This is a genomic window from Salinispora oceanensis (genome assembly GCF_000383575.1).
Lineage (GTDB): Bacteria > Actinomycetota > Actinomycetes > Mycobacteriales > Micromonosporaceae > Micromonospora > Micromonospora oceanensis.
In genome coordinates, this window is sequence record NZ_KB911579.1 from 1131343 (window position 1) to 1156779 (window position 25437).

22 protein-coding genes are annotated in these 25437 nt (G+C 70.9%); 8 read left to right on the forward strand and 14 right to left on the reverse strand.

Annotation, left to right across the window (positions count from 1 at the left end; genetic code table 11):
- Positions 1–123 precede the first annotated feature (123 nt).
- Positions 124–1383, forward strand: coding sequence for a phosphatidylserine decarboxylase (locus SALPAC4_RS0105035; RefSeq protein WP_019869414.1), 1260 nt, complete (start codon positions 124–126; stop codon positions 1381–1383).
- A 67-nt stretch (positions 1384–1450) separates the two neighbouring features.
- Here the strand turns inward: SALPAC4_RS0105035 and SALPAC4_RS0105040 are convergent, their stop codons facing one another.
- The 3 genes from SALPAC4_RS0105040 to SALPAC4_RS0105050 form a co-directional block, all read right to left on the reverse strand.
- The gene (locus SALPAC4_RS0105040) at positions 1451–2410 is read right to left on the reverse strand and encodes a CDP-alcohol phosphatidyltransferase family protein (RefSeq protein ID WP_019869415.1); all 960 of its coding nucleotides are present in this window, start codon (positions 2408–2410) and stop codon (positions 1451–1453) included.
- A 432-nt stretch (positions 2411–2842) separates the two neighbouring features.
- Entirely contained in the window at positions 2843–3805 is a 963-nt protein-coding gene (locus SALPAC4_RS0105045) for an NUDIX domain-containing protein (RefSeq protein WP_019869416.1), read from the reverse strand.
- 81 nt (positions 3806–3886) lie between these two features.
- Positions 3887–4834, reverse strand: a complete 948-nt coding sequence (locus SALPAC4_RS0105050) for an NUDIX hydrolase (RefSeq protein ID WP_019869417.1) — start codon at positions 4832–4834, stop codon at positions 3887–3889.
- 144 nt (positions 4835–4978) lie between these two features.
- Between SALPAC4_RS0105050 and SALPAC4_RS0105055 the strand changes: the two genes are divergently transcribed.
- A complete protein-coding gene (locus tag SALPAC4_RS0105055; protein WP_018735867.1) occupies positions 4979–5257 on the forward strand; it encodes a PspC domain-containing protein in 279 nt (92 codons plus the stop codon).
- 48 nt (positions 5258–5305) lie between these two features.
- Here SALPAC4_RS0105055 and guaA read toward each other — a convergent pair whose 3' ends face one another.
- The 5 genes from guaA to guaB form a co-directional block, all read right to left on the reverse strand.
- Positions 5306–6859, reverse strand: coding sequence for a glutamine-hydrolyzing GMP synthase (gene guaA, locus SALPAC4_RS0105060; protein WP_019869418.1), 1554 nt, complete (start codon positions 6857–6859; stop codon positions 5306–5308).
- 99 nt (positions 6860–6958) lie between these two features.
- A complete protein-coding gene (locus SALPAC4_RS0105065; protein WP_019869419.1) occupies positions 6959–8653 on the reverse strand; it encodes a GMC oxidoreductase in 1695 nt (564 codons plus the stop codon).
- A gap of 43 nt (positions 8654–8696) precedes the next feature.
- Positions 8697–10115, reverse strand: a complete 1419-nt coding sequence (locus tag SALPAC4_RS0105070) for a M1 family metallopeptidase (protein ID WP_019869420.1) — start codon at positions 10113–10115, stop codon at positions 8697–8699.
- 49 nt (positions 10116–10164) lie between these two features.
- Positions 10165–11328, reverse strand: a complete 1164-nt coding sequence (locus SALPAC4_RS0105075; RefSeq protein WP_018729180.1) for a GuaB3 family IMP dehydrogenase-related protein — start codon at positions 11326–11328, stop codon at positions 10165–10167.
- A gap of 29 nt (positions 11329–11357) precedes the next feature.
- Positions 11358–12920, reverse strand: a complete 1563-nt coding sequence (gene guaB / locus SALPAC4_RS0105080; protein ID WP_018729179.1) for an IMP dehydrogenase — start codon at positions 12918–12920, stop codon at positions 11358–11360.
- A gap of 205 nt (positions 12921–13125) precedes the next feature.
- Between guaB and SALPAC4_RS0105085 the strand changes: the two genes are divergently transcribed.
- Complete coding sequence (locus SALPAC4_RS0105085) at positions 13126–13533, forward strand: DUF5319 domain-containing protein (protein ID WP_018729178.1); 408 nt, start codon at positions 13126–13128, stop codon at positions 13531–13533.
- A gap of 4 nt (positions 13534–13537) precedes the next feature.
- On the opposite strand, the gene SALPAC4_RS0105090 is transcribed toward SALPAC4_RS0105085, so the two are convergent.
- Complete coding sequence (locus SALPAC4_RS0105090; RefSeq protein ID WP_027644391.1) at positions 13538–14344, reverse strand: response regulator transcription factor; 807 nt, start codon at positions 14342–14344, stop codon at positions 13538–13540.
- 984 nt (positions 14345–15328) lie between these two features.
- Here SALPAC4_RS0105090 and SALPAC4_RS0105095 point away from each other — a divergent pair.
- Both SALPAC4_RS0105095 and SALPAC4_RS0105100 read left to right on the forward strand, forming a co-directional pair.
- Positions 15329–15841, forward strand: a complete 513-nt coding sequence (locus tag SALPAC4_RS0105095; protein WP_019869422.1) for a GNAT family N-acetyltransferase — start codon at positions 15329–15331, stop codon at positions 15839–15841.
- Positions 15842–16054: 213 nt separating this feature from the next.
- Complete coding sequence (locus SALPAC4_RS0105100; protein WP_019869423.1) at positions 16055–16867, forward strand: hypothetical protein; 813 nt, start codon at positions 16055–16057, stop codon at positions 16865–16867.
- 241 nt (positions 16868–17108) lie between these two features.
- Here the strand turns inward: SALPAC4_RS0105100 and SALPAC4_RS0105105 are convergent, their stop codons facing one another.
- The 3 genes from SALPAC4_RS0105105 to groES all read right to left on the reverse strand — a co-directional run bounded on the left by SALPAC4_RS0105105 (position 17109) and on the right by groES (position 20850).
- Positions 17109–18704: a molybdopterin-dependent oxidoreductase gene (locus SALPAC4_RS0105105; RefSeq protein ID WP_027644390.1), complete on the reverse strand. Its 1596-nt coding sequence runs from the start codon at positions 18702–18704 to the stop codon at positions 17109–17111.
- Positions 18705–18831: 127 nt separating this feature from the next.
- Positions 18832–20463, reverse strand: a complete 1632-nt coding sequence (groL, locus tag SALPAC4_RS0105110; RefSeq protein WP_019869425.1) for a chaperonin GroEL — start codon at positions 20461–20463, stop codon at positions 18832–18834.
- Positions 20464–20535: 72 nt separating this feature from the next.
- A complete protein-coding gene (gene groES, locus SALPAC4_RS0105115; protein WP_018222648.1) occupies positions 20536–20850 on the reverse strand; it encodes a co-chaperone GroES in 315 nt (104 codons plus the stop codon).
- A gap of 306 nt (positions 20851–21156) precedes the next feature.
- On the opposite strand from groES, the gene SALPAC4_RS0105120 reads away from it, so the two are divergent.
- Positions 21157–22377, forward strand: a complete 1221-nt coding sequence (locus tag SALPAC4_RS0105120; protein ID WP_019869426.1) for a class I SAM-dependent methyltransferase — start codon at positions 21157–21159, stop codon at positions 22375–22377.
- A 9-nt stretch (positions 22378–22386) separates the two neighbouring features.
- Positions 22387–22869, forward strand: coding sequence for a Cys-tRNA(Pro) deacylase (gene ybaK, locus SALPAC4_RS0105125; protein ID WP_019869427.1), 483 nt, complete (start codon positions 22387–22389; stop codon positions 22867–22869).
- Positions 22870–23015: 146 nt separating this feature from the next.
- Here ybaK and SALPAC4_RS0105130 read toward each other — a convergent pair whose 3' ends face one another.
- Together SALPAC4_RS0105130 and SALPAC4_RS0105135 are read right to left on the reverse strand one after the other, a co-directional pair.
- Entirely contained in the window at positions 23016–23753 is a 738-nt protein-coding gene (locus SALPAC4_RS0105130; RefSeq protein WP_019869428.1) for an ABC transporter permease, read from the reverse strand.
- Positions 23734–24645, reverse strand: a complete 912-nt coding sequence (locus SALPAC4_RS0105135) for an ABC transporter ATP-binding protein (RefSeq protein WP_019869429.1) — start codon at positions 24643–24645, stop codon at positions 23734–23736. Before SALPAC4_RS0105135 ends, SALPAC4_RS0105130 begins: the two co-directional genes overlap by 20 nt.
- Positions 24646–24730: 85 nt before the next feature.
- On the opposite strand from SALPAC4_RS0105135, the gene SALPAC4_RS0105140 reads away from it, so the two are divergent.
- Complete coding sequence (locus SALPAC4_RS0105140) at positions 24731–25321, forward strand: TetR family transcriptional regulator (RefSeq protein WP_019869430.1); 591 nt, start codon at positions 24731–24733, stop codon at positions 25319–25321.
- The last annotated feature ends 116 nt before the right edge of the window (positions 25322–25437 follow it).

Here is a 25437-nt window from a genome sequence, read left to right on the forward strand (position 1 = left end):
CCGCCCCCACCGCGCACTCGCCGACTCGGTCCCGGCAGCCCACCCGCGGGGACGCCGACCCGACGCCCGATCGCGCCGATTTCACCAACCCGTCGTCCCGACCCCGTCAGGAGCCTGTCCGACATGACCCAGTCCCCCGCCGTGCTTCCCACCGGTCGCTCCGGTCCGGTCCGCATCGGCGAGCGCGCCGCCCGTGTCCTCGTCGCGGAACTCGCCCGGATCAACGCGCCGAAGGCTGCCCTGCTGGTTGACGCCAGCCCGGAGTCCCCGGTGCTCGCCGCGACGATCGCGGCGCTGTTGCCCGGTGACACGCTCACCGTCGTGCCGGCCGGGTCGTCGGACGCCGGGATACTGCGCGAGCACCTAGCCGCGCACGGGCCCTGGGTAGCCGACCGGGTCCGGGTCGTTGACGCGCTGGCCGACGCCGAAGCCGAGGCCGCGGCAGTGGCGATCATCGGCGAACCGCTCACCGGGACGGTGGAGGAGACTCGCGCCACCCTCGACGGGCTTGGCAAGTACCTCGACACCGGAGCCACGTTAAGCGTCGCCACACCCGCCTTCACCAGGCGCACCGGCGACGCGGGCGATGAGTTGGAGCGCCAGGCCGCGCTACACGGCGTCGGTAGCGACCTGCTGCTGCGCAACAACCCGCCGCTGCGGGTCTACCGACTCCGCTTCAGCCCGGCCAACGCGGCGGCGGCGGTGGGGATGGCCCCGGCGTACCGGCCCTCCAGCGTGCCGCTGACCCGCACGATGCACATCGACAGCAACGGGGTGGCTGCCGCCGGAATCGCCCTCGGGCTGGCGGCGGTGGCCCGCGCCGCCCGGCCAACCTCGAAGCTGTGGCTGCTGCCGGCCCTCGCCGCCGCACCAGTCGCCGCCTTCTTCCGGGACCCGGAGCGGGAGGTGTCAGCGGATCCGTCCGCGGTGGTCGCCTCGGCCGACGGCAAGGTGCTCTCGGTACAACGGCTCTCCGACGAGCGGTTCGGCGACGGCGAGTGGCTGCGGATCGCCGTGTTCCTGTCGGTGCTCGACGTCCACGTCAACCGCTCCCCGGTGGCGGGCAAGGTGGTCGACTACTTCGTAACCGACGGCGGCTTCGCCAACGCGATGAAGCCCGATGCGGAACACAACGTCGCCGCGTACACGGTGTTGGACACCACCAACGGAACGGTGGTTGTAGCGCAACGTACTGGTTTGATCGCCCGACGAATCGTGCAGCGGGCACCCGTCGGGTCGCTGCTCGCCAAAGGCGAGCGGTTTGGGTTGATCAGGTTCGGCTCACGCACCGACGTCTACCTGCCGGCCGATGGGGCGCAGCCGCTGGTCGGGCCCGGCGACCGGGTCATCGGTGGGTCGTCGGTGATCGCCCGCTGGCACTGACCGCGACGGGGGACGGAAGAGGCTGCCCGGGACGCCGTGACACCACGGCGTCCCGTCGCGTAACGGATCAGATGGTGCGGCGCTGTCGCAGCCAGAGCACCGGACCGCTGAGCAGGTAGCCCGCCACGACCAGGGCGAAGGTGAGCCGGATGTCGACCAGCGCACCGACCACCGGAACCAGCCACACCCAAGGCGGCAGCTTCACCAGGCGAGCGAGCTTCGCATACGGAAAGCTGGAGACCATCGCGAAGGCGAGCAGCGCCACCCCGCCGAGCAGGACCAGCCCGGACACCGGCAACCCGATGGCGACGGTCAGGGCCAGCATCGCGGCGGCCATGGTGGTGGGCACACCACAGAAGAAGCGGCCGTCCTTCGGCGAGACATTGAACCGGGCGAGGCGGATCGCGGCGCAGGACGCGACGAGCGCGCAGGCCACCGCGGCGGCGGCCGGCGGCACCGAGCCGGCCAGTGAGGCGTAAACCACGACCGGGGCTGCGAGGCCGAAGGAGCACATGTCGGCCAACGAGTCCATCTGGGCGCCGAACGGGCTGGCTACGCCGAGTCGGCGGGCGAGGGCGCCGTCGAGACCGTCGAAGGCGACGCAGGCGATCAGGCAGAGGGCTGCTGGCCGCACCTCGCCCTGCATGGCCAGGAAGATCGCCAGCATGCCGAGAGTAAGACTGGCGAGGGTGCAGCCGTTGACCAGCACGAATTTCATTCGCCGGGCCGCCGTCCGCGCGCCGGGAAGGAGCGGGATCGCGATCGCCACCGCCTCGTTCACCGGCGGGGCCGGGAGGACAGCAGGGCTGACCGGGACGACCGCCGCCACTTCGTCCACCGGCGGGGCCGGGACGACAGCAGGGCTGACCGGGACGACCGCCTCCACCTCGGCGTCGTACCGCGGGTAGCGGCGCTTCGGGAACCGGCGCTCGATCAACGGCCGGTCAACGGCGGCACGGAGGCCACCGTCATGGCGACCTGCCCGGACCCACAGCACCTGACGGGCGATCGTGCCGCTGCGCCGCAACGGCCCTGCCCATCGACGCCCTGCAGGACGTGGACTGTCTGTCGTACGACGCCGGCGCCAGGGGGCTCTCGGCACGTTCCCTCCATCACCGGACCGGCACACCGCCGTAACGGCGGGGCGTCCGGCTGTCTCGTGCCGGACCCTCCTGGCCCAGCAGCCGTTTTGCGGGCTACACCATCGCACAGGCAAACGGGGCTTGGCGATAGCTGCCGGTGGTACTTAAAACTCCCTTAAACCGCGCGAACCGCCCTCTTACTCTCAACCCGGATCGCATCGCCCGTTACACCGTTAACTCCCGCACCCAAATGTACCGGAGCCCAGCGGCACCACCATGACGAGAGCTCTTCGGCACCCGCAATGCCCCAATTTCGGAAACCGGGGCGTCGCGCATCCACCTGATCGGCCACCCAGGCCGCCGCCGAACCAGGATGCTCAGCGGAGCTCGGCCACCATCCGGGCAGCGATATCGCTAAGCCGCAGCCCCGCGAGCTCAGCGACGGTGAACCAGCTCGCCCGCGCGGTTGACCCGCCGGCTAGCTCCAGCACCCGCGCCTCGGTCGGCTCGTCCACCACGACCGTGTAGATGACCCGAATTGTTTGCCAGTCCAACGGGCGGCCCTCCGGTCCGATCACCCCCGGGTGGTGGAGGCTATCCACCCCGACCAGCTGGACCACCCGGCCGACCTGACCGGACTCCTCCGCCAGTTCGCGGAGCAGCCCTGTCTCTGGCGCCTCACCGTAGTCGGTGCCCCCGCCGGGCAGGTGCCAGCTGCCAGCGCCCGGGTAGCCCTCCGCGATCAACGTCAGTAGCACCCGACCAGCCGGGTCGGTGACCAGCCCGTACGCGCCGAACCGGCGCCGCCGAGGGATCGACGCCGGAGCAGTCGACGGCGGACCGCCCGATGCCGGAGCGGCTGACGCGGGGTTGATCGACGCCGGAGCGGTTGACGGCGACGGCAGCACGTGGGACAAGCTCGGCGGCAAAGGTGTGCCCAGCAGGCCGAGTAGCTCCGCCGTGAACGGCATCACGGGAACCGCCGCCGCGTCGGGCGGGAACCAGCCCAGCCCGGCGCCGCCCTGCTCTGGCGGGACCGCTTCCCCCGTCGTCACGGTCACGTCGAACACCAACCGGTCGGTGTGCAGCCCGGCTCCGGCGGCGGAGGTGGCCAGGTCCGCTACCGCCGCCCGGATCCCGGTCACCATCACGACCAGCCCGGTCTCCTCGGCGAACCCGCGGACGACCGCGGCGGCGGGATGCTCAGCGTGCCGAACCCCCCCGCCCGGCAGCCGCCAGGCATCCCGGCCCGGGTGCCCGTCCGAGCTCCGTACGAGTAGCACCTGCCCGCCGTCATCCCGCAGCACCCCATGTGCCGCTATCCGCCGCTGCTGCTGCACCCTGCCCCCGCTCTGCACCGCACCGATGAGACGTTGTCACCGCGGTCCGACGATAGCTCCGAGAACGCCCGGCTGGGGCGGTCAGGTCAGCCGGGCGGCCTGGACCGCCTCGGCCGTAACCTCGGTCAGCCGATCTACCGGGAGGGCGCCCAGCTCCTCCTTCGCGAACCAGCGAGCCTCACAGGTTGATCCACCAACATCGATCACGGTGGGCGGGGCGGGGCGGTCAACCACAACCCGGTAGAAGGCACGGACCCCGTGCCAGTCGATCGGGTAGCCCTCCGGACCGAGCGAGGCGGCGTCCCGGTGACTCGCCACGCCAAGTAGCTCCACCAACCGCCCGGTCTGCCCAGTCTCCTCGACCAACTCACGGATGAGGGCCGCGCCCGGCTGCTCACCGTAGTCCGTTCCGCCGCCCGGCAGGTGCCAACAACCGGCACCCGGATATCCGTCCGAGACGCGGGTGAGCAGGACCCGCTCGTCTGGGTCGGTGACTACCGCGTACGCGGCGAAGCGCTGCGCCCGGTGCAGGCCGTCCGGCCCCTCGACCGCGTAGAAGGAGGGAAACTCGGGCGGCTCGTCCGGAACGATGTCCGCCGACGAGGCGGGCAGGCCGAGAGCCCGCGCCGTGAACGAGCGCAGGGGCAACTCGCGGGCCTGCTCCGGGGTGAACCAGCGGGCCAGGTCGGTCGGCTGGTCAGCGCGGTCGGCGAGCGTCCCGCCCCGCACCGACACCTGGTAGAGCAGGCGGTCGGTGTGGATCGTGATGCCCCGCTCAGGTAACGCGCGCATGTCGGCGAGCACGTCGGTGAGGGTGGCGACGCTGACCGACAGCCCGGTCTCGGCGGCGGTTTCCCGCACGACCGTGTCGCAGGGGTCCTCACCGTGGTCCACCGCGCCCCCGGGCAGCGACCAGGTACCGGGTGTGCCGGAACGCTGCGAGGCACGGACCAGCAGCACCTGACCGGCCGAGTTAGTACAAACCGCGTACGCCGCAATCCTACGAAGCGGCTCCAGCATGAGGGTCACAGAGCTAAATTCTCCCCGCTCCCCGCCACCGACGCCGAAAAGGGTCGGATTCATGACTCCCGGCTCGCGAACGAGGGGCAGCTCAGGGTAAGGCCCCGGGAAATCACCGAGGTCGCCCGGAGTGGGGCGAGCCACTATGAGGAGATGACCGGCACCGGAACTCCCCAGCCCCCGTACAAACAGCTCCGTCGCCCCACCACCGACCGGATAGTCGCCGGGGTGGCCAGTGGTGTCGGCCGCTACCTCAACGTCGACCCCACGCTGGTTCGGGTCATCTTCGCGGTGACCGGCCTGTTCACCGGCGGGATCGCGGTGCTCGCGTACCCGATCATGTGGTTCCTGATGCCGGCGGAGCCGGCGGGCACGCCGGCCTGGCCGCACCCGGCTACCCCCGGGGCGACGACCACCGCCACCCCCACCTGATCGGGGCCGGGGCCGCAGCCCCCGGCTCCCCCGTCAGATGAACGCGGCTCACTCCCACTCGATGGTGCCCGGCGGCTTGCTGGTGACATCCAGAGCCACCCGGTTCACCTCGGCAACCTCGTTGGTGATCCGGGTGGAGATCCGGGCAATCAGGTCGTACGGCAGCCGCGACCAGTCGGCCGTCATCGCGTCCTCGCTGGAGACCGGGCGCAGCACCACGGGGTGCCCGTAGCTGCGTCCGTCTCCCTGCACACCCACACTGCGTACGTCGGCCAGAAGAACCACCGGGAACTGCCACACGCCCCGGTCCAGGCCCGCGGCGCTGAGCTCCTGCCGGGCGATGAAGTCGGCCCGGCGGAGCACGTCGAGCCGCTCGCGGTCCACCGCACCGATGATCCGAATGGCGAGCCCCGGCCCGGGGAACGGGTGCCGCCAGACCATCGCCTCCGGCAGGCCCAACTGGAGGCCGAGTGTCCGAACCTCATCCTTGAAGAGCGTACGCAGCGGCTCGACCAGGGAGAATCCGAGATCCTCCGGAAGCCCGCCGACGTTGTGATGGCTCTTGATGCTGGCCGTGCCCGCGCCGCCACCGGACTCCACGACGTCCGGATAGAGGGTGCCCTGCACCAGGAACTCCACGTCGCCGTGGGCGGCGATGTCCCGGGCAGCGGCCTCGAAGGTCCGGATGAACTCCCGACCAATGATCTTGCGCTTCCGCTCCGGATCGGTCACCCCGGCCAACGCGGTCAGGAACTGGTCCGCCGCGTCAACCACCCGCAGCTTGATTCCGGTGGCGGCGACGTAGTCCTTCTCCACCTGCTCGGCCTCGCCCGCCCGAAGCAGACCATGGTCAACGAAGACGCAGGTCAACTGGTCGCCGATGGCCCGGTGCACCAGCGCCGCGGCGACCGCGGAGTCAACGCCGCCACTGAGGCCGCAGATGACCTCCTTGGCACCGACCTGCTCCCGGATCCGGGCCACCTGCTCGTCGATGATGTTCTCCGGCGTCCAGGTGGGCTCGATGCCGGCGATGTCGTAGAGGAAACGGGTCAGCATCTCCTGGCCGTGCGCCGTGTGCCCGACCTCCGGGTGGAACTGAACCCCGGCCCGGCGCCCCGCCCGATCCTCGAAGGCCGCCACCGGGGCGCCCGCTGACTCGGCGGTCACCGCGAAGCCAGCCGGCGCCTCCGTCACGCAGTCGCCGTGGCTCATCCAGACCGGAAGATCATCAGGGAGGTCACGCAGCAGCACGCCGGCCTCCGGCCGGGGCCGTAGCACCGTGCCGCCGAACTCCCGGTTGCCGGTCTGCGCGACCGTGCCCCCGAGTGCCTGAGCCATCGCCTGGAAGCCGTAACAGATGCCGAAGACCGGCACCCCGGCCTCGAACACGCCGGCGTCGACACCGGGCGCGTCGGGTGCGTAAACGCTGGACGGGCCACCCGAGAGGATGATCGCTGCCGGGTCCTTCGCCAGCATCTCGGCCACCGGCATCGTGTGCGGGACGATCTCCGAGTAGACCCGGGCCTCCCGTACCCGCCGTGCGATGAGCTGGGCGTACTGGGCTCCGAAGTCCACCACCAGGACAGGGCGCGGGGTGCTCATGTGCAGAAAGCCTACCCACCGACACGCCCGACGCGGACCCGGGACCCGAGTCGGCGCAGCGGCCCCGCCTACCGCGCCGCGCCGCGGTCTCCCCCGGTGCTACCGCAGCGCACCGGGAGCATGCGCCGGCACCGCCGGATGGCGCGGTGCCACCGGGGCCAGCCGAACGTACGGGGAGCCGAGTGGAGGGCGGGGATCCGGGTCCCCCTGGTTCGGCCAGTACGACATGGCCCGCTCGGCCTGGGCGGTGATGGTCAGGCTCGGGTTCACCCCGAGATTGGCCGAGACCGCCGCGCCGTCGACGACGTGCAGCCCGGGGTGCCCGTACACCCGCTGCCACGGGTCCACCACGCCGTCCTCCTCGGTGGCGCCGATCACCGCGCCGCCCAGAATGTGCGCGGTGACCGGAACATTGAACGGTTCGGTGAGCGCACCACCCGGCTCCCCGTTGATCTCCTCCGCCAAGAGCCGGACCGCCCGGTTACCGGCTGGTATCCAGGTCGGGTTCGGCGCTCCGTGACCCGGTTCACAGACGAGTCGTCGACGACCGCCGATCCCACGGCGTAGCCGTGTGGTCAACGAATTGTCCGCCGACTGCATGACCAGGGCGATCACCGTACGCGCAGACCAGTTGCGGACCGACAGCATCTGCGCCGCCGCACGCGGCCGCCGCACGAGGGTGCCCAGCCAGCGGCGCACCCGGCGTGGGCCGCCATCCACCAACAGGGTCTGGAGCAGCCCCATCGCGTTCGAGCCCCGGCCGTAGCGGACCGGCTCGATGTGGGTCTGCGAATCAGGGTGGAACGAGCTTGTGATCGCCACCCCCTCGGTGAAGTCGACCCCCGCCGCCCGCGCCGCCCGCCGGGGCACCGACGCGCCGAGAACCGCCTCCGAATTGGTGCGGGTCAACGCGCCGAGGCGGGACGAGAGCCGCGGCAGCGCCCCCGCCACCTTCATCCCGTGCAGCAGCCGCTGGGTACCCAGCGCACCGGCGGCGAAGACCACCTGGTCGGCGTGGATCACCTGCGAGTGCCCCCGCAGCCAGGAGCCGGTACGCCGGGTGTGCACCGCGTACCCGCCCCCCTCGACCGGCGCGACGGCGGTCACGGTCGTCAACGGATGCACCTGTGCACCGAGCCGCTCGGCCAGCCACAGATAGTTCTTGGCCAACGTGTTCTTCGCGCCGAACCGGCAACCCGTCATGCAGGCGCCGCAGTGCGTGCAGCCGGTTCGCTCCGGCCCCGCCCCGCCGAAGTAAGGATCGGGCACCCGCTGTCCCGGCCGGCCGAGGTGCACGCCGACCGGGGTGGCCCGGAAGGTGTGCCCGACCCCCATCCGCTCCGCCACCGCCCGCATCGCCCGGTCCGCCTCGGTGGTTTCCGGGTACGTGGTGACGCCGAGCATTCGCTTCGCCTGATCGAAGTGGCGGGTCAGCTCCTCCCGCCAGTCGGTGATGTCCCGCCACTGCGGATCCTGAAAGAAGGCGTCCAGCGGCTCGTACAGCGTGTTCGCGTAGACCAGGGAACCGCCGCCCACCCCGGCGCCGGAGAGCACCAGCACGCCACCGGCCCGGCGTCGGCCCGCCCGTAGCAGGGTGATCCGCTGCAGGCCGTAGCAGCCCAGTCGTGGTGCCCAGACGAAGCGACGCAGTTGCCAGGACGTCTGTGGGAAGTCACCGTCGGCGAAGCGGCGGCCCGCCTCCAGGACCCCGACCCGGTAGCCCTTCTCGGCCAGCCGCAGCGCGGCGACGCCACCACCGAAGCCGGACCCGATGACGACCACGTCGTACCGCATTGACCCATCATTACCGACTGGTAGCAATCGCGCCAGAGGCAGCTCAGGCCGGTTCGGGGAGCGCGGGCCGGGTGGTGCCGGAGAGCCAGGCGTCGAAGAGACCGTCGAGTTGCTCGCCGGCGACCCGCTCGGCCAGTTCGACGAAGTCGTCGGTGGTGCCGTTACCGTCGCGCCGCTCGGCGGTCCAGGCCCGCAGGATGGCGAAGAAGGCGTCGTCGCCGACCGTCCGCCGCAGGGCGTGCACGGTCAGCGCCCCGCGCTGGTAGACGGCGGTGCCGAACATCTGCTCCAGCCCCGGGTCCAGGGCCGGCAGCGACCAGTCTGTCACCGCGTACCGGTCCTCGAAGGTACGCTGCACCGACCGACCCCCCTGGTGCTCCGCCCAGAGCCACTCGGCGTAGGTGGCGAACCCCTCGTTCAGCCAGAGGTCCCGCCACCGGGTCACCGCCACGCTGTCGCCGAACCACTGGTGCGCCAGTTCGTGGACGACCACGTCGAAGTTGGGCCGCCCGCTGCGGAAGAAGGCGGGGCCGTAAACGGGACGGGACTGGGTCTCCAACGCATACCCCACCCGTGGGTCGGCGACCGCCACCCCGCCGTAGGAGTCGAACGGGTACGGCCCGAAACGGTCGGCCAGGAAGTCGGCGATCTCGCCGGTACGGGCCAGCGAGACGGCCTCCGGGCTGGTCTCCGAGAGCTGCTCCGGCACGGCGGTGACGATCGGCTTCCCGGCGTGGGTGCCGGTCTCCACCCGGTAGGCGCCGATCACCAAGGTGGTCAGATAGCTCGCCATCGGGGCCCGCTGCGCCCAGCGCCAGGTGGTTCGGCCGTCGGCGCTGCTCTGCTCCCCGGGCACCCCGTTGCTGAGCGCGGCGAGCCCGTCCGGGACGGTGACCTCGATGTCGTACGTCGCCTTGTCGCTCGGGTGGTCGTTCACCGGGAACCAGGTGGCGGCCGAGTAGGGCTGGCCGAGCGCGATCGCACCGTCCTCGGTGTGCAGGAAACCGCCGCCGCCCAACGGACCGTTCGGCCGGGTGCCGGGGCGGCCGGCGTATTCGACCGCGACGGTGAAGCGGCTGCCCTGGGCCAGCCCCCGCGCCGGCGTCACCACCAGCTCGTCGCCGTCGCGGCGGTGGCGGGCCCGGTCCCCATCCACCCCGACCGCCGTGACCTCCAGACCCTGCAGGTCCAGGTTGAACCGGGACAGGGGTTGGGTGGCGACGGCGGTGACCGCCGCCTGCCCCCGGAGCCGGTCGCTGGCCGGGTCGTAGTCGACGGCGAGCCGGTAGTGCTCCACGTCATATCCGCCGTTGCCCGCACCCGGCACGTACGGGTCGCCCAGGTCAACGGCGCCCGGACGGAAGTCGCCGCCCGGATTCGCCGACGAGCAGCCGGTGAGCAGGGTCGCCGCCACCACGACGGCGGCGAGGCCGGGTCGAGCCCGGGCGGAGGTGGACCGCACCGGTCGAGCCTAACCACCCGACCGGCGCGATGACGCCCCTCCGCGCCGCTTAACGATCCAGGACCAGGCCGACCTTCTGGAACTCCTTGAGGTCGCGGTAGCCGCACTTGGCCATCGCCCGGCGCAGCCCACCGAAGAGGTTGAGCTGGCCATCCGGCTCGTCGGCCGGGCCGTACAGCAGCCGTTCCATCGAGCCGACCGGCTCGCCGGCGGCCTCAAAGGCACCCCGGGGCAGTGCCGGGTGGCTGGCGGCCGAGTGCCACCAGGCACCACCGGCCGGCGCCTCCGGGCAGAGCGAGAGCGGCTCACCCAGCATCACCGCGTCGGCGCCGCAGCCAAGTGCCTTGGCGATGTCGCCGGACGTCCGGATGTCACCATCGGCGATCAGGTGGACATAGCGGCCGCCGGTCTCGTCCAGGTAGTCCCGGCGGGCCGCGGCGGCGTCGGCGATCGCGGTGGCCATCGGCACCCGGATACCCAGCACCGACTCGGTGGTTGACCAGTCGTCACCGCCGATCCCCACGATCACCCCGGCGGCGCCGGTGCGCATCAGGTGCAGGGCGGTCTTGTAGTCGGTGCAGCCGCCGACGACCACCGGCAGGTCGAGGTCGGCGATGAACTCCTTGAGGTTCAGCGGCTCGTCGGTGGTGGAGACGTGCTCGGCGGAGACGATGGTGCCCTGGATCACCAGGATGTCCACCCCGGCGTCGAGGATCACCGGGGCGAGCGCCAGGGTGTGCTGCGGCGAGACCCGTACCGCCACCGTCTGGCCGCCGGCCCGCAGCTCACGAACCCGCTCGGCGATCAGGTCCGCGCGGATCGGCTCGGCGTACACCTCCTGAAGCCGCCGGGTGTGGTGCGGCCCGGTCGCGCCGGTGCGGGTGGGGCGGGGCGACGGGTTCGTGCCGTCCTCGCCCAGGCTGGCCAACTCCGCCAGCACCTTCGCCGGGTTCTCGTATCGGGTCCAGAGACCCTCCACGTTGAGCACACCGAGGCCACCGAGCTGGCCGAGCCGCACCGCCGAGGCCGGGCTCATCGTCGCGTCGGAGGGGTGACCGACGCAGGGGATGCCGAACGGGTACGCATCGAGCTGCCAGGCCGTCGACACATCGTCAACATCGCGGGTACGGCGGCTCGGCACGATCGCGATGTCGTCCAGGTGGTAGCCGCGCTGCGCGGTCTTGCCCAGCCCGATCTCGACCACGTCACGCATGGGGACTCCAGACGGTAGGGGGTGGTGGGTCAGCGGGTGTGGTAGTTGGGCGCCTCAGCGACCATCTGGATGTCGTGCGGGTGGCTCTCCTTGAGCCCGGCCGCGGTGATCCGAATGAGCTGTCCGCGCTGGTGCAGCTCGGCAACGCTCTCCGCGCCGGCGTACCCCATCGCCAGGCGCAACCCGCCGACCAGCTGGTGGGCGACCTGGGCGAGCGGGCCGCGGTACGGCACCTGCCCCTCGACGCCCTCGGGGACGAGCTTCTCGTCGCTGGTGACATCCTGCTGGAAGTAGCGGTCCTTCGAGTACGACCGGACCTGGCCCCGGGATTGCATCGCGCCTAGCGAGCCCATCCCCCGGTAGGCCTTGTACTGCTTGCCGTTGATGAAGATCAGCTCACCGGGACTCTCCGCGCAGCCCGCGAGCAGGCCGCCCAGCATCACCGTGTCCGCACCGGCCACGAGCGCCTTGGCGATGTCGCCGGAGTACTGGATGCCACCGTCACCGATCACCGGAACGCCGGCCGGCCGGGCCGCCCGGGCCGCCTCCATGATCGCGGTCACCTGCGGCACGCCGACACCGGCCACGATCCGCGTCGTGCAGATCGCCCCCGGCCCGACCCCCACCTTGACCCCGTCCACGCCGGCCTCGACGAGCGCCTTCGCCCCCGCGTAGGTGGCGACGTTACCGCCGACGACATCGACGCGGACGTCCTTCTTGATCCGGGCGACCATCTCCAGCACCGCCCGTTGGTGGCCGTGCGCGGTGTCCACGATCAGAACATCCACGCCGGCGTCCACCAGGGCGCGGGCCCGCTTGTACGCGTCCTCACCCACACCGACGGCGGCGGCGACGCGGAGCCGACCGGCGGAGTCCTTGGTGGCGTTCGGGTACTGCTCGCTCTTGGTGAAGTCCTTGACGGTGATCAGGCCCCGCAGCTTGCCGGTGCCGTCAACGATCGGCAGCTTCTCGACCTTGTGCTGGCGCAGCAGGCCGAGGGCGTCGTCCTTGCTGACCCCGACCGGGGCGGTGACCAGCGGGGTCCGGGTCATGATCTCGCGGACCGGCGTGGCCGGGTCGGAGACGAAACGCATGTCGCGGTTGGTGACGATGCCGACCAGTTGCCCGTCGCCGTCAACCACCGGCACACCGGAAATCCGGTACTGCCCACAGAGCGCGTCCACGTCTTGCAGGGTGTCGTTCGGGCCGGCGGTCACCGGGTTGGTGATCATGCCGGACTCGGAGCGCTTCACCAGGTCGACCTGGAGCGCCTGGTCCTCCACGGAGAGATTGCGGTGTAGCACGCCGATCCCGCCCTGGCGGGCCATGGCGATCGCCATCCGGCCCTCCGTCACCGTGTCCATCGCGCTGGACAGCAGTGGGATGTTCAGCTCGACGTTGCGGGTCAGCTTCGTGCGGGTGTTCACCCGACTCGGCACGACATCCGACTCGCCCGGCTGGAGCAGCACATCGTCGAAGGTCAGACCGAGTGGAACCACCCGCGCCGAACCGGCGGGCAGCTCCGGCAGATGGCCGCCCAGCTCACCGCCATCTGCGTCGGTCGGTTGAACTGTGCTGGGCGAATTTTCCACGATTGCTCCCCTGAGCTGCTCGAACGGGCTTCAGCGAGGTGGCGCGGGCGGGCACCGGCAGAAACCGGGTAGCGGCGCTTGGCCCATCGTACCCATCGACTGGCCGCGCCCCCGCTGCCGGCGGGCAGGTCACGTACGCCCAGGGCAGGCAGGTCACCTCGGCCCAGGGCAGGCGGCGACCGGGCGTTGGGTCTACGGTGAGGGGGTGCACGACGAGCCCATCGATCCCTTCAATGGAGAGCCGGCCGACTCGACGGCGGGCCAGCCCGATTCCGGCGACGCTGAGCTCGATCCGCTGAGCGACGCCGAACGGCAGGAGGTGCTGGAGGACCTCGCCGACCTGGAGATCTACCAGGCCCTGCTGGCGCCGATCGGGGTACGCGGTCTGGTGATCAAGTGCGAGGACTGCCGGGAGCCGCACTACTTCGGCTGGGATCTACTTCGCGGCAACCTGCGTCACCTACTCAGTTCCGGGCACCCCCGAGTGCACGAGCCGGCGTACGACCCCGATCCGGATCACTACGTGACCTGGGACTACGCCCGCGGATACGCCGACGGGGTGCACGACACCCTGAGCGAGGGCAACGACGAGGAGCCGAACTCCAACCGCTGATCAATCAGGCGACCAGTCCGGCGCGGAAGCCGGCGGCGACCGCGTGGGCGCGGTCCCGGGCGCCGAGCTTGCGGAAGAGTCGCCGGGCGTGGGTCTTCACCGTGTCCTCGGAGACGAACAGCTCCCGGCCGATCTCGGCGTTGCTCTTGCCCTCGGCCATCCCCAGGAGCACCTGTAGCTCCCGCTCGGTCAGCCCGACCGCTGGCCGCGACTCCCGAGCTGGGCCGCCAGCTGGGACCACGGCGGGCTCACCCGCCGGGTCGGCGGGATCGTCGCCGCGCTGCACCGGTACGACCGTGGGCCCTCCACCGGATCCCTCGGCGGCCCCGGCCGGCCAACCCGACGGTGGGTCGGCGGGCGCCCGGCCGCCGGGAGTAGCGCGAGCCGACCCGCCCACCGAAGCCGCGTCCCGGGCCGGATCGACCCGGTGACGGTTGGCCCGCCCGGGGGCGGAGAGCAGCAGCAGCGCCTTCGCCACCGAGCTGGTGAGGTCGTGGTCGGCGCCCTGAATCAGCCCCCGGGCACCCGCGCTGATGGTCGCCGCCGCCGACTCGGACTCCTCAACGCCCAGCAGCACCACCGCCGCCTGCGGTGCCCGGGCCAGGACCCGGCGAACGAACCCCGCACTGTCTGGCCGGGTCAGCGCCGTATCAACAAGCACCACGTCGGCGGGGCGTTCGGCGAGTCGCAGCATCACCTCCGGGTCGGAGACGGCAGTTCGCACCGCCCCAGACAGCCCCAGCCGCGCCGCGGCGGAGGTCAGGTGTTGCGCCGCCAAGGGCGTCCGAACGCACACGAGAACCGTACGCACAGTGGTCTCCTCTCCGTCAACGAGCAGACCATGACGGAGTCCGGTCGGGAGGGGGTTCCCGCCAATCCTTCGAACTTTTCCGACAGTTGGGGCATTTGCCGCGAGTTGTCCGAGGTTACCGTTCCTAGGGACGACCAGATGGACAGGCAACGCGATCAACCGGGCCACACCGAGGCGCTGGCGCGGTTGGCGGCGAGTGACCGGGGCGGGGGGTCGGGGGTTCGCCGTGAACGTCCGCCGTCCGGGCGTCCGCCCGGTTCAAGGGATGCGCCGAAGCGAGCGCAGTTACTACTTCGTGGGCTGACGGGTTCCGGGGCAGTCGCCCCGGCCGCCCATCGCCGTGTGTGGTGGGCAAGAGCTGCCCGGCCTCACACCGACCCGGGCACCGCAGGCTGGGCACTGCGACTGAGGCGACATAGCTGGGCTCCCTTCTCAGCTGAACCACCGGGAGGGCGTGCCAACCGGACCGTCGACACACCCGGGCCCGGCTCCGGGCCCTCCACCGGCAGCTGAGCTTTCCCCCGCACGGTGGCGTAAACCCCGCCAACCGCGGCGAGGTCCAGCGGTAGTACCCGACGATGGCGGCCGGGTGCCACCATCGGTAGCGATCCACCCGCAGCCCGGTAGAACGCGCTTCGCGGGAGTTGCAGCCGCGGCACAGCACTTCTCGGATCTGGCCCGGTAAGTATCCTTGATTGCTTGCCAAACTATTTTGAGTTGACCGCGGCCGCACCGCAAATCAAAGTTGCAATGGTCCTCAATCTGGGGCGCCCGCAGTCCTGGCGGAAAAACCAACGGATATGACTGACCCACGGAGACGCAAGGGTCGACGATCATCGCAGTGATGATCTCCACTATATTCACGGTGGATTTGTTCGGTGAACGTAGTGGAGGACACCGCCGATCCTGTCGCGTGCTGATACCGGCATCATCTGGGCGGTTAATGTGTTGCGTCGGTCGAAAGGGGCGGTAAGGATTACCGACATGCCGCAGGTGGAGATCGAGATTCGGCCCTACACCAACGACGACTGGGATGCGATCGCGCGCATTCACGACGCCGCGCGACGTGACGAGTTACGCGGATCCGCCGGGGTCGAGGCTTTCCTGACCCTTGCGCAGACCGCCGAGCGAGAAGGGCTTTTCGACGGGCACCTGTGGGTGGCGGAGGCCGGTGGCAACGTAGCCGGCTTCGTCGCACTCGACGACGACGAAGTAACCTGGCTGTACGTCGACCCGCAACGCTACCGGCAGGGAATCGGCAGGGCGCTGCTGGGCCACGCGGTCGCCGCAGCCGGGCCCCGGGTCGAGGTCACCGTGCTCGACGGTAACCCGGCCGCCGAGGCGCTCTACGCCAGCGAGGGGTTCACCGTCACGCAGACCCGGACCGGTCCGCTGGTCGGGAACGAGACGTTCACCGCCACCGGTCACATCATGCACCTCGACAAGTCCGACGCGGCACCGGACGAACGTCGGATGCCGACCGTCGACACGGTGTGACCGGCCGACCCTCCGCCGGGGCGCACCGTCGCCCGCCGGCTTACGGGCGCGAAGTGACACCGAGCCAAATCAGTTTCCGCCTTGCGCCGCCACTCGTACCCTGGGCCGAACAAACTGCCACAGCCGGTCTCGACGCTGGTCGGACCAGGGCTGCTGATGCCGACCGGCGGCATGGTGGCAAGTAACAGTGAGTAATTCGACAGGGAGCGATTTGTGGCGAAGTCCAAGCCGCTGTTCGGGATGCAGGCGATGCTCCGGCTGGAACGCGGCACCGCGAGCGCCATGGAAACGCTGCGGCGATACGCCCCCCTCGCCGACGAGATCGGCGCCGACGGGATAGACGTCGATGACGAACGCGCGTACCTGCTGCTGTCGGAATCTCTCGTCGCGGTGAGCGAGGAACATGCCATGCACGCCATGGCACGCCCACTACTGCACCGCTTCGGCTGGCCTGAACAGGACTTCGTCTACTCGCCGAACGTCCGCTACGCGGAGACCTTGGGCCCCCCGTCCGGCCTGCCGGCCACCCGGCTGGTGATCGACCGGGCCGGCCAGGAGATGGGCTGGGAAGGCGCCACCCACGGTACCGGCCGCACCCCCGACCGCACCCTGGACATCGGGCCGGCCGAACCCGACATCGTCGGCCGGCTCTTCGTCACCGTCCCGGCCACCACCATCACCGGAACCGTGGCGGCGCTGGAGCCGTGGCTGCCCCGCGTCGAGCCCAGCGGCGCCTGCGTGGATCCGGGCCGGGCCGCCCTGTTGTATGTCGCCCGCGCCGGCCTACGAACCGAGGCGGAGCGGCTCGGCCTGGGCCCGGTCGAGACCGGCCGCATCGAGGGGGACGCCGACCATGTCATCGAGACCGCGACGGCCGCCGACGGCACGGCCCTCTGGCTGCGCCGTGGCACCGACCCGGTCGACCGACGCTGGCCCGGAATCATCGAGATCCAGGAGATGGACCCCCCGTTACCTTGTTATGGTCCCGACTGGCCGGGGCCTGCTCGGTCGCCCGGCCCGGGATGACCTACCGCCCTGAACAGCCACCACAACCGGGCAGTCACCGTCGAGCAAGCTAACGGGCTGCTCGCCGCGCTCCTTACCGCAGCACCCCCACCGGCTTCTGACCGCCGGGCTTTCAGCCGGCGCACGCCCAGACAGAAACCCGGCGCATCCAGGACATTTAGCTGGCGCACAACACGATCGCTCCCGACCGGCCTGCGCCGGTACCGGGAACGACTCCGCGGCGAGACGGCGTACTGGCGGGTCAGCCAACCGTGACGCGCACCGTGTGCCAACCGGTAGCGCCGTCCGGAGCCACCGGCGCGCTCCGGCCGGTCTGCGTCTCACCGGTCACGTCGGTGGCCCGAACCTGAAGCGTGTGCTCCCCCGGCGTCGCATCCCACCGCCACGACCACTGCACCCAGGTATCCACCGAGACCGTCGGCGCGAGGTCCGCCTCCCGCCAGGGCCCCTCGTCCACCCGGACCTCCACCCGCCGGATGCCCCGGTGCTGCGCCCAGGCGACACCGGCGACCACCACCTCCCCCGCCACCAGCCGGCTCCGCCGCCGGGGCGTGTCGATCCGCGACTGGGTCTTCACCGGGCCCTGCGCCGACCAGCCGCGCGGCACCCAGTACGCGTCGAAGTCCGCGAAGCTGGTCAACTCCAGCTCGGTGACCCACTTACAGGCCGACACGTAGCCGTACAGGCCCGGCACCACCATCCGGACCGGGAAGCCGTGCTCGACCGGCAGCGGCTCACCGTTCATACCGACCGCCAGTAGCGCGTCCCGGCCGTCCCGCAGCACCGCCGTGGGGGTGCCGCAGGTCCAGCCGTCAACCGACCGCCCAACAACCTGATCCGCGCCCGGCAGCGGATCCGCCTCGGCCAACAGCTCCCGCAGCGGCACCCCCAGCCAGCGGGCATTGCCGATCAGGTCACCGCCGACCTCGTTCGACACGCAGGCCAACGTGACATACCGCTCGACTAGCGGCCGGGCCAGCAGGTCGGCGAAGCTGAGGGTGATCGGGTTACGGACCCGGCCGTGGATGCGCAACTGCCAGGTGGCCGGATCAACCTGTGGCACCACCAGGGCGGTGTCGATCCGGTAGAAGCCGGATCTGGGCGTGACGTAGGAGGCGAGCTGGGGCAGGTCCAGGTCGGCGCCGGCCGGCACCGCGGCGGCCGGCGAGGCCGGGGCCGGCAGCACGACCGCCGCCCGGGCCGCCGACACTCCCCGGCGGCCGCTCAGCCAACGGCCGCCGACACCGGCTGCCCCCGCCGCACCGAGCAGCAGCCCACTCGCGGTGAGGAACCGTCGCCGGGACTCCGGACTCGGCCCCACGGCCTGCTCCTGGGCAGCCGACCCGGAACCCGGCGCACCGGAATCGGCCGGCGGGGTGGGGGCGGACCAGGGCCAGGGATCCAACTCCAACGGGCCCTGGATGAACGCCCAGAGCACCAACCCACCGAGGCTGCCCCCGGCCAACGCCGGCAGAGCGTCGGCGAATTCCGCGCCGGCCCGGGTCAGGGCGGCGAATGCCCCCAGCGCCGTGAACGCCGTGACACCGGCAAACCCGTACGCCAGGTGCCGCCGGGACAGGACGCCGAGCAACGCGGCGAAGCCGGCCAACAGCAGGGCCGTACCGACCAACAGCGCGACCTTGTCGTAGCTGCCGAATAACGCGATGCCGAAGTGTTTGAGTGGCTCCGGCACGGTGTCGACCACCAGCCCGCCGACGGCTACCAGGGGAGCGGAACGGGGGCCGGTCAACACCGCGACAAGCTCCGCCGAGCCGATCGCCACCGCAGCGGCGATCATCCCGGCCAAAGCGGCGTGGCGACGGGTCGTACTGGTCACGCGGACCAGTGTTTCCAATCTCGGTCCGCGTCGGTAGTCACGTCAGCGTTCCGTAAGCAGTCCGAAAGACGCGTCGGGGCGCGTCGCCACTGTGGACGACGCGCCCCGACCGAGCGTCCGGCGTGGGTCAGAAACCCGGGCCGTGCTGGTGGCCGTGGCCGTGGCCACCCGCGGCCGGCTCCGGCTCCTGCGGCTTGTCCACCACGAGGCTCTCGGTGGTGAGCAGCAGGCCCGCGATCGACGCGGCGTTGGCGACGGCGTTACGGGTCACCTTCACCGGGTCGAGAATGCCAGCCTTGGCCAGGTCGACGTACTCGCCCGTGGCCGCGTCGAGGCCGTGGCCCCAATCCTTGTCAACGACCTTCTGCACCACCACGTAGCCGTCGTGGCCAGCGTTCTGGGCGATCCAGCGCAGCGGCTCGACCAGCGCCTTGCGCACGATCGAGACGCCGACCTTCTCGTCCCCGGTGAGGCCGAGGTCACCATCGAGCGCCGGCAGGACCTGGGCCAGGGCGGCACCGCCGCCGGGCACCGTGCCCTCCTCGACCGCGGCCTTGGTGGCGGCGATGGCGTCCTCGATGCGGTGCTTGCGCTCCTTCATCTCGACCTCGGTCGCCGCACCCGCCCGGATCACGGCGACGCCGCCGGAGAGCTTGGCCAGCCGCTCGGCGAGCTTCTCCCGGTCCCACTCGGAGTCCGATGCCTCGATCTCCTTGCGGATCTGGGCGACCCGGTCCGCGGCGTCGGTGGCCTTGCCGCCGCCGTCAACGACGGTGGTGTTCTCCTTGTCGACCACGACCCGCCGGGCGGTGCCGAGCACCTCCAGCCCGACCTGGTCAAGCTTGTAGCCCAGCTCGGGGGCGACCAGCTCGGCACCGGTCAGGATCGCCATGTCCTGCAGCATCGCCTTGCGGCGGTCGCCGAAGCCGGGAGCCTTCACCGCGCAGACCTTCATGGTCTTGCGGAGCGCGTTGACCACCAACGTGGACAGCGCCTGGCCCTCGACGTCCTCGGCGATGATGAGCAGCGGCTTGCTCTCCTGGAGAACCTTCTCCAGCAGCGGCAGCAGCTCCTCGATCGCCGAGATCTTCTGCGTGGTGATGAGGATGTACGGGTCCTCGAGGACCGACTCCTGCCCCTCCGCGTCAGTGACGAAGTTGGGCGAGATGAAGCCCTTGTCGAACTGGAGACCCTCGGTCACGTCCAGCTCGGTGGCGAGGGTGGAGCCCTCCTCAACGGTGATGACACCGTCGCGGCCGACCCGCTCCATCGCCTCGGCGATGAGCTCACCGATCGTGGAGTCCTGCGCGGAGACGGTCGCGACGTGCGCGATCGCCGCCTTGTCCGACACCTCGACGGCCTTGGCGAGCAGCGCCTCGGAGACCTTGGTGGCCGCCGCGTCGATGCCCCGCTTGAGGCCGGTCGGGTTGGCGCCGGCCGCCACGTTGCGCAGGCCCTCCCGGACCAGCGCCTGGGCCAGCACGGTGGCGGTGGTGGTCCCGTCGCCGGCGACGTCGTTGGTCTTGGTCGCCACCTCCTTGACCAGCTGCGCGCCGAGGTTCTCGTGCGGGTCGGTGAGCTCGATCTCCTTGGCGATCGTCACGCCGTCGTTGGTGATCGTGGGTGCACCAAACTTCTTGTCCAGGACGACGTTGCGCCCGCGGGGGCCGAGGGTGACCTTGACCGCATCCGCGAGGGCGTTGACACCGTGCTCCAGCTGGTGCCGAGCGTCGTCCGAGAAGCTCAGGATCTTCGCCATGAATGTCCCTTCGAAGCGTCGTCGCCCCGGCCCGGCGAGCCGGACCGGGGCGACGACACTGCTCTCGGTTACCTACTTCTCGATGACCGCGAGGACGTCGCGGGCGGAGAGCACCAGGTACTCCTCGCCGGCGTACTTGACCTCGGTGCCGCCGTACTTCGAGTAGAGGACGGTGTCGCCGACCTTGACGTCGATCGGCACACGGTTGCCCTTGTCGTCGATCCGGCCCGGGCCGACAGCGAGGACAGTGCCCTCCTGCGGCTTCTCCTTGGCGGTGTCGGGAATCACGATGCCCGACGCCGTGGTGGTCTCAGCCTCATTCGCCTGGACCACGATGCGGTCCTCGAGCGGCTTGATCGCAACCTTGGTCGCGGTAGTCACGGGCATACCCTCCTGGGGTACTTGGTTTCGTTGCCGACCGGTAATCGGCCAGCTCAATCTGCCACATGCCACCGGGCGGGGCCGTCGTCGCGGGTGCCGGTCCGCCTGGCGTTAACCTGCCGGGCACCAGGGCCCGGAGGTTGGCACCCTCAGGTCGAGAGTGCTAATCGCAGGTTATTCCTCGGCTAGCACTCCGTCAAGGAGAGTGCCAACGAACCGCCCAACGCGTCGCGCGGACGAGTGAGGTGGGCCGGCGCACGCCCGGCGGCACCCCGACTCCGGGCCCCGCGTACCAGCCGGAAGAATGGCGGGGTGGACCTGGGACAGCTGGCGCGGCTGCGTACCCCCGCGGGGTCGGCAGCGCTCGCGGCGGCGACCGCGGTGGCCGGGGGCGACCCACTGGCCGCGGCGGCGGCACTTCGCTCCGCCGGGCTTCCGGCCGACCTGGCCGCGGCGGCGCTGACCCAGGCCGAGCTGCGCCGTCGTGCGGTGGGCAAGTTCGGTCCGGGAGCCGCCGACCTGTTCTTCACCCGGGCCGGCCTGGAGCAGGCCACCCGTCAGGTGGTGGCACGGCGCCGCGCCGAACGGGTGCGCGCCAGCGGCGTCCGCGCCCTGGCCGACCTCGGCTGCGGAATCGGCGCCGATGCGCTCGCCGCCGCCCGGGCCGGGATCCGGGTGTACGGGGTGGAGGCCGACCCGCTCACCGCCGCGACCGCCACCGCGAACGCCGAGGCCACCGGCCTCGCCGAACGCTTCACCGTCACCCAGGGGGACGCGACCACCTTCGATCTCAACCAGGTGGACGGGGTCTTCTGTGACCCCGCCCGCCGGGCCTCCGGTCGACGGATCTTCAACCCGAACGCCTACTCCCCACCCTGGGACTTCGTGCTCTCCCTGACCGAGCGGGTGCCACGGACGGTGGTCAAGGTGGCACCCGGCCTGGACCACGCACTGATCCCACCCGACGCGGAGGCGGAGTGGGTCAGCGTCAACGGCGACCTGGTCGAGGCCGCCCTGTGGTGCGGCGAGTTCGCGACGGTGGCCCGCCGCGCGACCGTGCTGCGAGAGGAGCCGCCAACCGCCACCACCGGCCCGGTCGGACCCGCCACGAGGGTGCACGAGCTGACCGGCTCCCGCGTCGCCGAAGCCCCGGTCGGGCCGGTTCGCCGCTACGTCTACGACCCGGACCCGGCGGTGGTCCGCGCACACCTCGTCGCCGAGCTGGCCGGCGCCCTCGACGCCACCCTCGCCGACCCGACAATCGCCTACCTGTACGCCGACACTCCCACGCCGACCCCCTTCGCCCGCTGCCTGGAGATCACCGACGTGCTGCCGTTCTCGCTGAAGCGGCTTCGCGCCCTGCTGCGCGAGCGGCGGGTCGGCCGGGTGGAGATCCGCAAGCGGGGCTCGGCCCTCGAGCCGGAGAAGCTCCGCCGCGATCTGCGGTTGACCGGCGACCAGCCGGCGAGCCTCGTGCTGACCCGGGTGGACGGCGCCCCCACGGTGCTTATCTGCCGTCCGGCCACCAGCTAGCGTGATGGTGTGGCACGACGACAGGCTACGCCGGCGACCACGCTGCTGAACCAGCGGAAAGTCAGGTACCGCACCCATCCGTACGACGTCCCGGCGGACGCCCCGAACTACGGAGCACTTGTTGCGGCGACGCTCGGCCTGCCGGCGGACCGCGTGTTCAAGTCACTGGTAGCCGTGGCCGATGGCGCGCTCACCATCGTGGTCGTCCCGGTGACCGGCGAACTCGGCCTCAAAGCCCTGGCCGCCGCGGTGGGCGCCAAACGGGCCGGGCTAGCCGACCGGGTCACGGCCGAACGTGCCACCGGGTACGTGCGCGGCGGCATCAGTCCGCTCGGACAGCGACGCAACCTGCCGACCGTGCTCGACGAAAGCGCCCTGCACCACGAGACCATCTACGTCTCGGCTGGCCGCCGGGGGCTCCAGCTGGAACTGGCCCCGCAGGACCTGGTCGCCCTCACCAACGCCCGTACGGCACGGGTCGCCGCCACCTAGCCCAGCGGCCAACCCGCACTCTGGCCTGGGGCCCTGGTCGGATGCGGGCTGATCGCACCACTCTCCCGAAGCGCCGGCTACGTCCGACGCGGCCTAGCGGCTTGCCGCCCAGGACTGGCCCCGAGTGGACCGGCCACCGGCCTGGCTCAGGCTCGCCGGATCATGATGTGCAGGGTGGCGGCGAAGCCGAGGACGCACCACGCGACCAGGACCGCGTACGGCCCGGCCGGGACGCCTTCCGGGCCGGCGGTGAGGGAGTCGCGGACCACCTGCGCCATGTGTTGGAACGGCAGCACCTGATGGACCGTCTGGAGCCACTCCGGGAGCCGGTCGGCGGGAAAGTTGATCGGCGAGAACATCAACGCGATGAAGACGATGAGCTGGGTCACCATGTTCGTCACCGGTGGCGCGGCCGCGTAGGCGATCGCGAGGCCGACGGTGGTCGCGGCGAGCGCGACCAGGACCGCGGCGGGTACGGCCAGCCAGCTCACTCGAAGGGTGAGATCAAAACGCAGTACCGCGACCAGTAGCCCGAGGCGCAGTCCCGGCGCCCCGACGACCAACCAGGTGGTGACCTCCGAGACCACCACCGCGGTCCGCGGTACGGGCAGTGTCTGGTGGTAGGTGAAGGTGCCCTCGGTCTTCGCGGTGGCGACCAGTTGCGGCGCCATCACCATCCCGATCGTGATCAGGCCCAGGGTCGGCGCCCCGGTGGCGAGGTAGCGCGCGGTGGCCGAGTCGATCTGCGGCAGCAGGAAGGCGAACCCGAGGACGATCCCCACCGAGAGGAAGATCTGGACGACCAGCACCAGCGAGAGCAGGTAGCGCAGCCGGATCGCCGACCAGCGCAGCAGGAGCAGGTAGCTACGAAACCAGTGTCGCATCAGGGTTGGTCTCCGGGTTCGCGGTCAGGGTGAGGTAGAACTCTTCGAGGCCGACGGGGTTGAGCGAAAAGCGGCTGGTCATTGACGCCGCCCAGGCCACCGCGAGCTGCGCGTTCTCCGCGGCGAGGGTGATGGTGAGCCGGCCGTCCGCCCGGCTGGTGCGCAGCGCCCAGGCCGGCACCGTCGGTGCGGCGGTCCCGATCACCTCCAGGCGCAACTGTCGGTCCGGGGCCAGCGCGGCCGGCGGGCCGGTGGCGGTGACCCGGCCGTGGTTGAGGATCATCACCGTGTCGATCACCCGTTCGGCCTCGGCGATGTTGTGGGTGACCAGGACGACTCCGTGCCCCGCCGCGGCCAGTTCCCGAACCTGTGCCCAGAGCAGGCGCCGACGGGCCGGGTCCACGTCGTTGGTGGGTTCGTCCAACATGATCAATTGACCCGGCTCGACGACCGCCATGCAGAACGCGGTGAGCCGCCGCACCCCGCCGGAGAGGCGTTCGCCGGGCTGGTCCGCCCACCGCTCGATGTCCAGGGCGGCGAGCAGTTCGGTTGTCCGGCGTCGTACCGCCCGGCGGTGACCACCGCGGATCCTGCCGATGCTCTCGATCGCCTGGCGGACGGTGACACCGGTGAGTGGGGCGTGGGCCTGCGGCTGGAACGAACAGACCGCGCGCGCCCAGGCGGGTTCGGCGACCGGGTCCCGGCCGAGCAGGGTGATCGTGCCGCCGGTTGGTCGAGCCAGGCCGACGACCTGGTTCAGCAGGGTGGTCTTGCCGGCGCCGTTATGTCCGAGCAGGCCGAGGGTTTCGCCCGCGGCCACCGCCAGGCTGATGCCGTCGTTGGCGCGCACCCCACGGCGATAGACCTTGGTCAGGTTGTCGAGGTACAGCATGAGGACTCCGAATACCGATTAGTATCTGGATACCAGACGGTATGCAAGTACTGGGGCGTATGTCAATGGGGTAGGTTCGGTACCCATGGCGGAACGACTCACCCGGGCACAGCGACAGGAACTCACTCGGGCCCGCCTACTGGACGCCGCGGAGGCCCGGTTCGGCGACCGCGGGATTCACCAGACCTCACTGGATGAGATCGCCGCCTCCGTCGGCCTGACCAAGGGCGCCATCTACGCGAACTTCAGCAGCAAGAACGACCTCATCGCGGCGATCCTGGAGCGCAAGGTCGGCAGCCCCGAAGAACCGCTCCCGATCCAGTCCCTGGCCACCTGGGCGGCCCGCCTCGGCGACAGCTTTGAGTCCAACGCGGATCGCGCTGAGACGCGTCGCTTCGCGCTGGCACTCATCGAGTTCTGGCTCCACGGCATGCGCAACGAAGCCACCCGAGTGCTCCTGGCCCAGTGGCTCCGGACCGTCCGCGAAGCCAACGCCCAGGACGCCGCCACCCTGACCGGCGCCGACCTCCCCCTCCCCGCCGACCAGCTGGCCACCCTGCTCCTGGCGCTCGACATCGGTGTTGGCCTCCAACGTCTACTGGACCCCGAGGCGGTACCGGCCGAGGTCTACACCGCCGGCGTCGAGGCGATTCTGGGGCGCGAACACCCGAAGTGACCCATGCCGGTGACCACACCGGGCAAGGACCCGGCGGACCGGACCCCGTCACAGCTCAAGACCACGACGTTGCCGAATTGTTACTGCCGGCAACAAACTCATGACCTCGCCACTCT

Excerpts from the sequence above, each read along its gene's own strand:
- SALPAC4_RS0105035 (WP_019869414.1), top strand. The coding sequence starts at position 124 with ATGACCCAGTCCCCCGCCGTGCTTCCCACCGGTCGCTCCGGTCCGGTC.
- SALPAC4_RS0105055 (WP_018735867.1), top strand. The coding sequence starts at position 4,979 with ATGACCGGCACCGGAACTCCCCAGCCCCCGTACAAACAGCTCCGTCGC.
- guaA (WP_019869418.1), bottom strand. The coding sequence starts at position 6,859 with ATGAGCACCCCGCGCCCTGTCCTGGTGGTGGACTTCGGAGCCCAGTAC.
- SALPAC4_RS0105065 (WP_019869419.1), bottom strand. The coding sequence starts at position 8,653 with ATGCGGTACGACGTGGTCGTCATCGGGTCCGGCTTCGGTGGTGGCGTC.
- SALPAC4_RS0105075 (WP_018729180.1), bottom strand. The coding sequence starts at position 11,328 with ATGCGTGACGTGGTCGAGATCGGGCTGGGCAAGACCGCGCAGCGCGGC.
- SALPAC4_RS0105095 (WP_019869422.1), top strand. The coding sequence starts at position 15,329 with ATGCCGCAGGTGGAGATCGAGATTCGGCCCTACACCAACGACGACTGG.
- groL (WP_019869425.1), bottom strand. The coding sequence starts at position 20,463 with ATGGCGAAGATCCTGAGCTTCTCGGACGACGCTCGGCACCAGCTGGAG.
- groES (WP_018222648.1), bottom strand. The coding sequence starts at position 20,850 with ATGCCCGTGACTACCGCGACCAAGGTTGCGATCAAGCCGCTCGAGGAC.
- SALPAC4_RS0105130 (WP_019869428.1), bottom strand. The coding sequence starts at position 23,753 with ATGCGACACTGGTTTCGTAGCTACCTGCTCCTGCTGCGCTGGTCGGCG.
- SALPAC4_RS0105135 (WP_019869429.1), bottom strand. The coding sequence starts at position 24,645 with ATGCTGTACCTCGACAACCTGACCAAGGTCTATCGCCGTGGGGTGCGC.
- SALPAC4_RS0105140 (WP_019869430.1), top strand. The coding sequence starts at position 24,731 with ATGGCGGAACGACTCACCCGGGCACAGCGACAGGAACTCACTCGGGCC.